The organism is Scytonema sp. PCC 10023, from assembly GCF_963920835.1.
In the GTDB taxonomy this organism is placed as follows: Bacteria; Cyanobacteriota; Cyanobacteriia; order Cyanobacteriales; family Nostocaceae; genus Kalymmatonema.
In genome coordinates this window covers 1-12,389 of record NZ_CAWUDP010000068.1, presented here as the reverse complement: position 1 = coordinate 12,389, position 12,389 = coordinate 1, and the positions used below count along the sequence as shown (strand labels likewise).

Here is a 12,389-nt window from a genome sequence, read left to right as displayed (position 1 = left end):
TTCTCTTTATTATTTAATCTTCCTGGGGGCAACAATGCTTTCAAGAGGCTAGGCATTCAGCCTATGATGGAAAACAGCACCAACAGGTCTTTTCTACTTAAGAACCAAGAAATTATGGTTGTAGCGCTAGTGTATCTGATTTTGGCTGGAGCTTATCTTGTGGTGGTACCAGCAGCCGTCCTGTTTTACTTAAACGTACGCTGGTATGTGGCTAGCTCTGTAGAACGTGGCTTTATGTACTTTTTGGTATTCTTCTTCTTTCCGGGTTTGTTGCTTTTATCGCCGTTTGTGAACTTGCGGCCCAGACGGCGACAAATTGAAGTCTAACGAAAGTGGTAGGTCATAACTCTCATGCGACGCATTGACGCTATCGGAATTGGCTTGGGAATTTTTGTTGCCGGCGGCTCGGCATATGTCTTACTGCGATTAGTAGGCGTAGATAACTTGGAAGCTGGTACTTGGAGCCAAGTTTTATTATTTGTTGGGTTGATTGGCTGGTTGCTAAGCTATGGTTTCCGTGCTGTGGGAAAAAAAATGACCTACCACAAACAACGCGAACAATATGAACAAGCCTACTTTCAGAAGCGCTTGGAAGAGCTCAGTCCCGAAGAACTCGCGAAAATTCAAGCCGAAATAGAACAAGAAAAGCAGGTAGGGAATAAGGAGTAGGAGTCCACAGCAGCACCTTCTCCAACCCTTAACAACGTTGGAGAAGGTGCTGAAAATGCTGCAAGCGACGACTCCCAGTTTGCGATTGGCTTTGCCACTGCGCTTTGCGCAATCGCCTACTCCAGGTGCGCTGTGCGCCCTCGGTATCGAGGGCGGCTCCTCCGGAGCATCGCCCGAACGCGAGTAGGTAAGTGCGATCGCCTCTGGCGGGCACTGCGTGCCATCGCGTAGCGCGCCCTGTGCCCGAGGCACTTCGTGCCTCCCCTGAACTCCGTTCAGGGAGCCAGTCGGAGACTGGCTGGGCACATACGGGCGATCGCTTTCAAAGAAGCGCGAGTACCAGATTTTCAAAAGCCAGATTCCTGGTCTTACTGATAAGCCGATTCATGTAGGCTTTGGTATTTCCCAACCAGAACAAAGTCGTCAGGTACGAGATTGGAGAGCAGATGCAGTTATAGTAGGCAGCGCTTTTGTGAAACGTTTAGCAATCATACACACCGCAACACTGACTAAATCCCATCTGTTGAATTTTGTCAAAGTCTCAAGCAGCCATAACTACAACTTAATCTAAGCTTAATTACTTAGGTTGCTCTATCAAGCGAGGTAGATTAAAAAGTAGATTAAGAAACTGTAACAGCGAACTTTTCTTACCTTACTTGGTAGACAATTTAACCAATATCGTCTTGAATATATAAAGCAGATATCTAGCGGTAAAAAACTGCCTTATACCGCGACTAAAGGTTTAGGTATTATGTGAAAACAAGTAGGTCATAAATTTTATGATTTTTATGAGTGTGAGAGAGTGTCAGGCAGCGATAGCTGTAGTTTCGTCGCATTTTAGGGGAAAAGGCGATGAGTGAGAGTATGGCATTTATTGGTGGAGTTGCCGTAGCTGGGCTGGCGGCTCTGGTGTTACTTAAGGGGGCAGGAGGGAGTTCCCTACAACCTAACTATACAGTTACCTCACAATTACCAACGACTGTGGTAGCGCCTCCAGCAGTGATGCCGCCAACTGCGACTTATCCTGGGCAACCATATCCTAATCCAGCCCCAGTCAACCCAAATACTGAAGAGCGCGTGCAAATGGAACGCGTCAGATTGGAAAATGAGGGACTTAAAAACGAAAATAATAATCTCAAAACTCAAGTCCAACAACTCCAGTCCCAACTTCAGCAAGTTTACAACTACCAAGTTCAATTAAATCAGCAGCAGAACCAAAACGTAGCCCAGTTGCAGCAGCAGTCTGAAAATCGCTGGTGGTCTTCTCCCGTTGTTTGGGCGGTGGGAGGCATAACTCTGACGATAGGGGGTGGCATTGTGGTCGCTGGTGTCTTGGCTTTGTTTTCACCAAAAGACCGTCCCACTCGTACCGTACAAGTTATTCATCCCTATAACGGTCCAACTCCACCGCTGGCTCCCGTACGTCGCACTGAGTTTCTGCCTCCTCGTAGCGAAGTCAGACGAGTTGAAGCACAAGAATACGACGATACGTATTAAAAGTTTCAACACTTAACAGCTAACACTGATGAACAAAGAGCTATTGATTATAGGCTATTGACAAGCCTATAAAATTGTGCTGAATTTACAACGGTCGCAATGTGAATTGAAGCACTCTTATTGTGGAATTATCAAGGTGATATCTGCCACGATAAGATTTTGTGTTTTTAAAGCAAATGTAGCTCTTGATTCCAGAAAAAGTAAAATGTCTTCTCTTGCGTGTCAAGCGTTATTAATTATCATATTTAGATAAAAAGGTCAATATAGTTGGACAAATTTTAGCACTGCTGTTTAACCAGTTTCTCCTTGAAATCGCAACCGCATAACAGACATATAAATCAGATTTTTCTATGAAAACAGCAAAGATTAACAAGTGATTTGTTTATAACTTTTATGTTTTTCTGTAAAGACCCGGATAGGGAAAAGACCGAAAATAAATTCTTAGATACCTGATTGCTTCGGGCGATGCTTCTACAGAAAGCCGCGCATGGGCGCAAACGCGAGTGCGTCGTGCCCATGCACCGCATTGGCACGGAGTACACCTCGACGAGGCGATTGCACAAAGTGCAGTGGCAAAGCCAATCGCTAAATCATATTATTGATGTGTTGCTTAAAAATCAAGATTCGATTAAAGAAACTGGTGCATCGTTTCCCGTTTACTGTATTATTCTTCTAAAACGTATTTATTCACTGAGAAATCTGATGATTCTCTTGTGCATGAATTAGGTTTATGCTGGGCTTTACCAGTTACCTAATTCATGCTCCTTTGAGTTGCCCATTCTTCTAGAATTTAGTATTTTGAAGATATTATTTGGGCAGATTGTTGACATCTGGGTAGCACCGCAGAAAATAGCACTCTTTGTGCAGGTTGTTTTTGTGTTTTTCACGCAATTCCTGCACAGCTAGTTCTATGATATCTGCGTGAATAGATCTCACTGAGATCATCAATGGTGCTCATCTGCTAAACCTCATAAAGCCAGAAACTTGTGTGTTTGCACAGGGAAATGTTGCACAATAATGTTGCATAATTATGCTCTGGTAGTAAAAAAATTAAAGAATTTGCAAAGCATAATAATGAAAAAAATGCAATGGTATCAACAGCAGGTTAATAGCCAGCCTCTTGTCTTACAAAAGCAAAAGATAAGGCGTAAATCTCTCAAGAGATTAACAAGCTGCTTTCAGCAAAATGTGAGCAAATACGGAAGAAAATAGTCATCTACCTACGCTTTGCTTAATCATTTTGATGTACTTGTTGCATGACACTATAATACCTGCATAAACCAGATTTCATAGGATCATTTGTGGTGTTGTTTTTAAACAAGCCTAATATCTCTAATGAAATTCTGATTTCGAGGTATGTGTATATCTTTTACAGCGCTTTCCTGTAAGGTGAGCATTGCTTACCAATATCTCAAATGTTATTACGCAAGTTTTTAGGGGGCAATGCCCAACGCCAGATGCGTGGCTGCCGGGAAACCCTAGTCGAGCACTGGCTCCCCTACGATTTGTGGTCTAATCAGAGCGAAAAACGCTGTAAAACGAAAACTGCAATTGCTGTGATAGCAAAAGTTGGTTTGCTGATCATTGACAGACATTTTTTTGAAATATGCTCCCTCCACAAAAAATCTATTTAAAGATTTTGTGAAAAGAATCGTGAAGAAACAGCAATTATACGGAAGTACGGATAACCTTAGTGGCTTTTACTGATACGATGCATTGGGAGCAAGGAAATTTAAAAGTTACAGGAAAAACAACAAACTTGTCGCTTAAAAACCTTTTCTTGGCTTTAGACCTTAAGAAATCAGGGGCTTTGGAATACAAATTCTTATTTGGCGACAACTCTAATGTTGTTTGGTTAAAAACCTAAACGTGTTTGGTTGAAAACCCAAACGTTAGACAAACCTCTGCTGTTGCTTGATGCCTTCAATGACATCTATATCCTCATGGCTGAGGCATAGGAGCCTCTTTTTAGCCTTTACCTTTTTAGGTGCTTTTACTTATAAAATTATCCCTTCTGTTGCTCAAACAGGGATAATCCCGAACACTGCAAATGGTGGTGCAGACAATCTCCCACAAAGAGTAAATTCTAATCCCGTCACTTTTAGAGCGGGTCAAGCTGCGTTGGAGATTATCAAAACAGGTGATAGAGCTGCAGCCGAACCAGGCGACACAGTCGTTTATCGCCTAGCGATTAGAAATACAGGTCGTTCGGCGACAACGAATTTGACGATTACAGACAGGCTTCCTCTAGGTTTACGATTTGTCTCCAAGTCGCTTAAAGGTTCTATAGGAGATAGACCTGTGTCTTTGAGCGCGAACACTGCTTCAAATCGGACGGTGACAATAACCTCACAAGAAGGACTGCAACCAAACCAGACTTTGAATGTTGTCTACGCCGCCGAAGTCACACCAGATGCGGTTCGAGGAACTGGAAGAAACTTGGCACAAGCCAGTTCTGGGAACTTAACAAGTAATCAAGCTAGTTATCTGTTGCGGATTCGACCAGGTATTTTGTCTGATTGTGGCACCTTGATTGGTCGGGTGTTTGTTGATAAAAACTTTGACGGAGAACAGCAACCGAACGAACCTGGAATACCAAATGCCGTTATTTACATGGATGATGGCAATCGCATCGTTACCGATGCAAAGGGTCTGTTCTCCTTGCCAAACGTCATCTCTGGTTATCGGTCAGCAACGCTGGACTTGAGTAGCTTACCAGGTTACGCACTGGCACCTAACTTGTACTTCATAGAAAGGAATAGCCAGTCACGCCTGGTGAAATTAGCACCCAGCAGTATGGTTAGGGTGAATTTTGGAGTTACGCCGGCGTTTTCAGAGGGTAAGCGATGAAAACAAGAAAGCTAGGAAAAACATTTACCAAAAAAATTGGCAGTACCGACAACAGCCAAATTTTGTACCTTTCCCTAGTCACTAAGGGGAGTGCAGGCATTTTACCAGCATTGATAGCAGTCACTTTACCCTCTTTTGTTGGTACAGAGGCAAGGTTCTCCAACGCTGCTTTCGCCAGTGTGCCAACGGAAGATCAATGGCAGACAGTGACATCATTCCAACTAGGGGAAGCAGAGGGACAAGGGGACAAGGAGGACAAGGAGGACAAGAAGGACAAGGAGGACAAGGAGGACAAGGAGGACAAGGAGGAATTTACTTTGTTGTCTCCTGCACTTCCCAATTCCTCATCTCACTCATCATTCTTTTTGTCCCAATCAATTGAAGCTTTCCCGGCTTCCCCATCTCCCTTATCTCCCTCATCTCCCTTATCTCCCTCATCTCCCTCATCTCCCCTTACTTCCCCGACTCCCCCGACTCCCTCCACTTCACAAACCCCTCCAACGGGGAATAGTGCGCCATCTGTACCTTCACAGCCGATTACCCAGAACAAAGTCAAAATTGAAATTGCACCTGTAGCCGACCCGCGCGTTCAAGCGGATGGGCGCTCTACGATTCAGCTTTCTGGGCAAATAACCGATGAAAACGGTCAAATCATCCGCGAAGATGTGATGGTGACTTTGACCACGAGTGCAGGGAAATTTGTTGGAGCAGACCAAGATAAAGACCAAGGCGGTTTTCAGGTGATGGCACGGGGTGGTGAGTTCACCGCCACGCTGCAATCAGACATCAAACCTCAACAAGTCCGCATTCGGGCAGCGGTAGACAGTATTAGAAAACAATCCCCAGCGCCCAGACAACTGGAGATTCTGGGAGATGCACCATTTGAGCAACAAACAGAGACTTCTGTATTCAACAACTTCAAAAAGACCCCAATTGAGGCTTACACCCAAGTAGAATTTACGACTTATCTCCGTCCATCACTGGTAACAGGAGTCGTGAATTTGCGAATTGGTGCAGGTGGCACTGATTATTGGGGGAGTTTTCGGGATTTTCTTGACCCAGAAAAAATAAATGATGGCACAACGGTTGATTTCAAGGCTTCTGTCTTCGCCACGGGTCAAGTAGGGGAGTGGTTATTTACAGGAGCGTTTAATAGCTATCGCCCGATTAACGAAGACTGCGAAGGTAGAAACCGCTTATTTGGTGGTACTCAGTTTTGCGAACAACCTTATCCCGTCTACGGCGATAGTTCTACTTCTACTCCCACCACTCCCTCTATAGATAGTTTTTACGCTCGCTTTGAGCGCACACCCTCCATAGTGGGGGCAGAACCAGACTACTTCATGTGGGGGGACTATAACACAGCAGAATTTGCCAGAGGGTCTCAGCTATATACTGCCACTTCTCGGCAGTTACACGGCTTTAAAGCAAACTACAACTTAGGCAACTTCCAGATCACTGGGATGTATGCCAACAATATTGAGGGCTTCCAACGGGATACTTTTGTACCTAATGGCACCAGTGGTAACTATTTCTTATCAAAACGTCTCCTGATTCCAGGGAGTGAAACCGTTTATCTGGAAGCAGAAGAAATCAATCGTCCTGGGACGGTGATTGAGCGTAAACAACTGTTTCGCGGTCCAGATTACGAAATTGACTACGATCGCGGTACACTTCTGTTTCGCCGTTCTATTTTTGCAACGGAACTCGACCCGTTTAATCGCTCTTTGGTGAGGCGAGTTGTTGTCACCTACCAAAACGAAGGCGGTGAAGACTCCAGCCTTTATGCTGGAAGATTACAATACAACTTCTCGCAAGCACTGGAAACCAAATCGTTCCTCGGCGCGAGTTACCTACTCGAAGACCAAGGCGCTCAAGATTTTCATCTGTATGGAGCGGATTTCCTTCTATCTTTCGGCAATACAGGTAGGATTGTCGGGGAGTTTGCTCGTTCTAACAATGACTTGGTGACTGGTCGGGAAATCAATGGTAATGCTTACCGCCTAGAGGCTGTTGGTAACTTTGGTGGTTTCCAAGCGTCAGCCTACTACCGCGCAGTTGAGCCAGGCTTCGCCAACAATGCCACCTTTAGTTTTGTCGCCGGACAAACCCGCTACGGAGCGTCGGCTCTTGCCAAGATAACTGACACCACAAGCTTGATAGCAGCTTACGACTACGAAGAAAACTATGGAACCTCTCCGAGTCGAATTGTAGACTTTTTTGACTTATTCGATCCCCAGCCACAAGCACGTCCTGGTGAAAGCGTCAACAACGAACTCAGAACCTTCAGCGCCGGAATTCTACAAAAGCTGGGTGCTGCTGATTTGAGTTTGAGCTATGTTAACCGTTCTCGTGAAGACCGTGTGAGCGATCGCTTTGATGCGGATGCCGATCAGCTGGTATCCCGTCTGAAGCTGCCATTAACTCAAACTTTGACCTTCCAAGCTCTAAATGAACTCAATTTGGGCGACTCTGACCCACTGTATCCCAACCGCACAACTTTAGGGCTGGACTGGAAAGCCTTTCCAGGTGTGACATTACGATTGGCTCATCAGTTTTACGATGACACCAGCTTACTCCGAGGCAACTCGATCACCACCCTGGATACGATTGTTGACCATAAGTTTTCTGAAGATACCGCTCTGACAGGTCGTTATTCTGTGCTAAATGCATACAACGGCTTACAAGGTCAAGGCGCTGTGGGACTAAATCACAGGTGGGCGATCGCTCCTGGCTTACGCGCCAACGTCGGTTACGAATACATCTTCAAAAATATCTTCAACGGCACTGCTGCGGGTCCTCAGTACGAGCAATACTATGCGATTGGTCAATCAGCATCTACCCTAGGACTGTTTTCTGGTTCTGTTTACAGCCTGGGGTTGGAATATACTGATAATCCTAATTTCCAAGCAAGCACCCGATTTGAATATCGAGACGGAGATGAAGGGAATAACCTCGTCATCTCAGCAGCGGCTGCGGGTAAACTCACCCCCGCTTTAACTGCGTTAGTCCGGTTTCAACAAGCGGGTGAAGCAAATGTCTTTCTGCCGACTTCTGCCGGTATTAACGTTTCAGGAGTCAGATTCCAAGAACTCGGAGACACAGCCAACCTGAGAGTTGGTTTAGCTTACCGTGACCCTAGTAATGATAAGTTCAATGGTTTGCTGAAATACGAATGGCGTCAAAATTATGACTCAATTCCGGAAACTCAGCTCACAGGTTCTACAGCAACAGGTCATGTCTTTTCCGCAGAAGCCATTTACGCTCCTAACTGGCGATGGGAATTCTACGGCAAATATGCTCTGCGCAATGGTGTCACCTTCTTAGATGGCGAGAGATACGACGGTAGTGTCAACTTGGCGCAACTGCGGACAACTTACAGGCTGGGTTATCGCACCGACTTAGCCGTCGAAGGACGTTGGATTGGTCAAAACTCCAATAGCGGTACTGACTACGATGAATTCGGAGTTGCTGTAGAAGGTGGGTATTATTTGACACCAGACTTACGAATTGGTTTGGGCTACAGCTTTGGCAGTGTGGATGACCGCGACTTTACTGGCTACCGTTCTGAGGGTGGTTTTTACGTAAATATCAGCTTGAAGTTGAATGAGCTTTTGGGCGGTTTTGGATTGCAAAAGCCTGTACCCAAGCAGCAACAAGAGTCTGAAGTGTCACCAATATCTCAGTTACAACCTGACACGAGATCACAAACACCTCAAAGCAAACTCATTTCACGTTTGAAACAAACACAAGCGCCATCTGCAACTGAATCTCAGACACCTCAAAACAAACTTATTGAGCGTCTCAAACAGATACAAGCGCTAGCAGTTCCCCAAACCAATTCACAAAAGTCCAGAATCCTACAGCTAATTGACAGCCTCAGAAAACACCAGGCTTTAAGCGGTTTCCGAGGTGGAGAGGAGTGAGTGATGACCAATTTGAAAGTTCAGTGGCTACCAAATTTCAAGGGTGCTTTTACCAAAGTCAGGAAGAACAAAAGAAAAATTCCCAGGCAAATTTTTTATCTACTTCCTGTGAGTTTTTACCTTCTACCTTCAGATGTTGCATTCAGTCAGACACCCAAATTGGGCAATGAGGAACGGGGAATGGGGAATGTTTCACAACAACTACCCCCCTCATCTCCCTCATCCTTCCGGGTTGTAGTTAACAGCAATCAAGATGGTGATGTCAAACCGGATGAGCAACTGACTTTGCGGGAAGCAATTGAGGTTGTCAATGGTACGCTACCAGTTGAGCGACTCAGCAGTGGAGAAAAAGCGCAGATCCAACCAACGACTGGGGGGAGTCGCATCGAGTTTAATCTCCCTGCGGGTGCGACGGCTATCCAGTTACAGAGACAACTGCCAGATTTGGCATCTCCAGGATTAGTCATAGATGGTTCGACTCAGCCTGGATACGATGCTTCAACTTCAGCAACTGCTGAAATTGCCATCCCCGTTCCGCTGGTGGCGATCGCTCCCGCACCAAACACAGAAATCTTTCGCGGTTTGACTATTGTCGCAGATGGCGTAACAATTCGCGGCTTGAACCTTTACGGCTTCAATGCTAGCCCCATCAAGCAGCAACTCGGAAACCTGCTGATTTACGATGGCGTTCCTAAGCCAGTGACGCTGACGACACCGCCTGGGGATATTGTGATTTCCCATCGTTTGCCACCTCCCAACACCAAGAGACAGCAGCCCCCCAACGATGACTTTCCTTTTTATAACAGGGATGTTCCCCCGAAAAACGTTGTTATTGAAAACAATTGGTTGGGGCTGACGGTTGATGAAAGATTGCCCGATAATACATCGGCTTTCGGGATTTACGTTTTTAATTCCCAAGGGGCAACAATTCGGCGCAACCGTATTTATTACCACGAAGGCAGCGCGATTATTACTTCCGTTCGTGGGGAAAATACGGTAGTTAGCGAAAACATTATTGTTGGAAATGGGCTTGCTGGAATGCCGGATGCCTTACGGATAGAAGGTGTCGTTAACAAATCCCAAATTACAGGCAACTTAATTTGTGCCAATGATGGTGCTGGAGTGTATTTATTTAAACCAGAAGGGGATGTACGAATCCAAAATAACCGTATCACTTACAACGGCAGGCGTCTGCGCCGAGCAGCAGTTTACCTGATGGGTAGCAACCATCAGGTCATAGGTAACCAAATTGACAATCAAACTGGACCTGGGGTTGTCGTGTCGGCTTTTCCCAATACCAAGAGCAATATTATCCAAAACAACGGGTTTGCTGCACTCGAGGGCTTAAGTATTGACCTCAACACCGAACGAGATCCGGAAGACGTATACGACTTTCAACGGGGAGATGGTCCCAATCCTAAGCGAAATTCCCCTAACCGCCGTCAGGATACAGGTAATGCTGCCATTAACGCTCCGGAATTCACCACAAGAACGTTTGTTCCTGCTGGTAACAGTGTGACATTACAAGGAAAAGCTGACCCCAATTCTGAGGTGACGATTTATCGCCTCAGCGATTATCAAACAGGAAGACAGGCACTTTATCAACAAGGTTACGGAGCGTTAACGACTCCACTGACAACAACAAAGGTGGATGAAAAGGGTAATTTTAGCGTGGCGGTAGAAAATCTACAGGTTGGGGATATCGTGAGTGCGATCGCCACCGACCCCAGATACGGCACATCTGAACCCGCTGTTGGCGCCTTTATTGGCACAACAGGTGGCACAACAGGCACTTCACCCAACTCCGCCCCAGCAGGCAAACCACAGCAGATTCTGCCTCCGCAGTGTACTTCACGCCCCGCACCACCTGAACCACCAGCACCACCTGAACCGCCAGCACCACCCGAACCTATCCGGCTACGAGTACCGCGCAACGTTCACTTTGCTCTAGACAAATCTTTTATTAGTCAGGACAGTGCGGCTGTTCTCGATCGCGTGGCAGAAGTCTTGCAGCAATATCCATTCATCGTTATCGAATTACAAGGTCATACAGACCCCCGCGCCAGCGACGCATACAACCAAGCATTGGGTAGAAGACGGTCATTGTCTGTGAGAAATTATCTATTGCGTAAGGGTATCGCACCAGAACGGATGACCATCCGCTCGTTTGGCGAAAGCCAGAGGAAGGTTCCGGGTGGTACGGATGTTGTTGATTATGCGCGCGATCGCCGTGTTGAAATCATCTTTAGAGATGTCAGAGGTATTGAGCTGATTATTGAAGAACAAGAAGATGATTTACAAATTGAGAGGCGACGAGGCAGAAGATAGTCCAATCTATAGTCCAAACTCCATAGTTCACAGTCCACACGTCCAAAGTCTAGAAGCTCATGAAAGCTTTATTTCAGCACCTAAAAGCGATCGCCCCTAAGGGCAGTGCGCTGAGTCCCGAAGGGACACGCTACCGCGAACGCGCAATCGCCCCATCTTCTCGTTGGCTTTCGCGCCAAGTCTTTGAAGTAGATAGCCTGTCGGCAGGGCATAGGGAATTTGCTGTGGCTCATGTATTAAATAAAACTAAAAAAAAAGTTGTGCGTCTTCTCACTTTCAAGGGTACGCTTGCTACTCTGCTTTTCGCCTTGCCGCAGGTTCCAATAGTAGGGAACTTTTCAGGTGGCAAGGCGTTGGCGCAGACAACACCAGGCACTAGTTGTCCAGCTGGTACAACGGCACAAACCCTACAATGGACTCCAACCAACAACCTTGCAGGAATTGTTAGTCAGAACCTGAGCATTAACGGAATCAGCGCTACCCTCAGCTTTACTGAAAGCGCCTCTGGTCAAGTTATCGATCCAAGTGAAACATCCATTTCCTCAGCCTCAGATGTTTACGGTGGCATTCCTGGACCAAATCTAAGGTTCAATATCGGTCTTGATAGTCAAGATCCAAACTTGCCTTTTGACAGACCAGCGCCAGTCGGTAGTAGTGCGACCCTCACCATTAACTTTTCACAACCAGTCACCTTGGCATCCCCCCTCACTTTGTTAGATGTTGACCGAGCTGGGGCACGCGATACTATAAATAATATTGCGTATATTTACCAAGATAGAGTTACAGTGACAGCTGCCAATGGTAATACACCCGTCGGCGTGACGCTGGCTCCTGTTAGCCAACCTACGTATGTTAGAGTGACTGGCAACGTTGCAGAAGGCATCAACGAAAATGCTTTCCCTAACCAAAGCTTTGGTAATGTTACAGCTACGCCATCTGGTGCAGTGACTCGAATTCAGATTCTCTACCAGCCAGGAACAGAATTCGGTAACCCTTTACAGGATGAAACCATTGGTTTAGCTCAGATACAAATTTGTGTGCCGACGGGAACAGGTACAATTGGCGATACAGTCTACACCGACACCAACGGCAACGGCGTCCAAGACGCAGGAGAACCTG

Annotated in this window: 7 protein-coding genes and 2 pseudogenes; all 9 read left to right on the top strand. The window is 46.1% G+C overall.

Annotation, left to right across the window (positions count from 1 at the left end):
* Positions 1 to 114 precede the first annotated feature (114 nt).
* Positions 115 to 327, top strand: coding sequence for an NAD(P)H-quinone oxidoreductase subunit L (gene ndhL, locus ACM0OZ_RS32410; protein ID WP_414586981.1), 213 nt, complete (start codon positions 115 to 117; stop codon positions 325 to 327).
* 24 nt (positions 328 to 351) lie between these two features.
* The gene (locus ACM0OZ_RS32405; protein WP_414586941.1) at positions 352 to 669 is read left to right on the top strand and encodes a DUF3007 family protein; all 318 of its coding nucleotides are present in this window, start codon (positions 352 to 354) and stop codon (positions 667 to 669) included.
* A 358-nt stretch (positions 670 to 1,027) separates the two neighbouring features.
* Positions 1,028 to 1,156 (top strand): annotated as a pseudogene (locus ACM0OZ_RS32400) (tryptophan synthase subunit alpha); the annotation flags it as partial.
* 365 nt (positions 1,157 to 1,521) lie between these two features.
* Positions 1,522 to 2,166, top strand: a complete 645-nt coding sequence (locus tag ACM0OZ_RS32395; protein WP_414586940.1) for a heterocyst differentiation related protein — start codon at positions 1,522 to 1,524, stop codon at positions 2,164 to 2,166.
* 1,693 nt (positions 2,167 to 3,859) lie between these two features.
* Positions 3,860 to 4,033, top strand: a complete 174-nt coding sequence (locus tag ACM0OZ_RS32390) for a hypothetical protein (protein ID WP_414586939.1) — start codon at positions 3,860 to 3,862, stop codon at positions 4,031 to 4,033.
* 59 nt (positions 4,034 to 4,092) lie between these two features.
* On the top strand, positions 4,093 to 5,016 hold the full coding sequence (locus tag ACM0OZ_RS32385; protein ID WP_414586938.1) for a hypothetical protein: 924 nt from the start codon (positions 4,093 to 4,095) through the stop codon (positions 5,014 to 5,016).
* On the top strand, positions 5,013 to 8,942 hold the full coding sequence (locus ACM0OZ_RS32380) for a hypothetical protein (protein ID WP_414586937.1): 3,930 nt from the start codon (positions 5,013 to 5,015) through the stop codon (positions 8,940 to 8,942). The genes ACM0OZ_RS32385 and ACM0OZ_RS32380 overlap by 4 nt, the downstream gene beginning before the upstream one ends.
* Positions 8,943 to 8,945: 3 nt before the next feature.
* A complete protein-coding gene (locus ACM0OZ_RS32375) occupies positions 8,946 to 11,270 on the top strand; it encodes an OmpA family protein (RefSeq protein ID WP_414586936.1) in 2,325 nt (774 codons plus the stop codon).
* Positions 11,271 to 11,329: 59 nt separating this feature from the next.
* A pseudogene (locus ACM0OZ_RS32370) lies at positions 11,330 to 12,389 on the top strand (hypothetical protein); the annotation flags it as partial.

Excerpts from the sequence above, each read along its gene's own strand:
- ACM0OZ_RS32385 (WP_414586938.1), top strand. The coding sequence starts at position 4,093 with ATGACATCTATATCCTCATGGCTGAGGCATAGGAGCCTCTTTTTAGCC.
- ACM0OZ_RS32375 (WP_414586936.1), top strand. The coding sequence starts at position 8,946 with ATGACCAATTTGAAAGTTCAGTGGCTACCAAATTTCAAGGGTGCTTTT.
- ndhL (WP_414586981.1), top strand. The coding sequence starts at position 115 with ATGGTTGTAGCGCTAGTGTATCTGATTTTGGCTGGAGCTTATCTTGTG.
- ACM0OZ_RS32395 (WP_414586940.1), top strand. The coding sequence starts at position 1,522 with ATGAGTGAGAGTATGGCATTTATTGGTGGAGTTGCCGTAGCTGGGCTG.
- ACM0OZ_RS32405 (WP_414586941.1), top strand. The coding sequence starts at position 352 with ATGCGACGCATTGACGCTATCGGAATTGGCTTGGGAATTTTTGTTGCC.
- ACM0OZ_RS32380 (WP_414586937.1), top strand. The coding sequence starts at position 5,013 with ATGAAAACAAGAAAGCTAGGAAAAACATTTACCAAAAAAATTGGCAGT.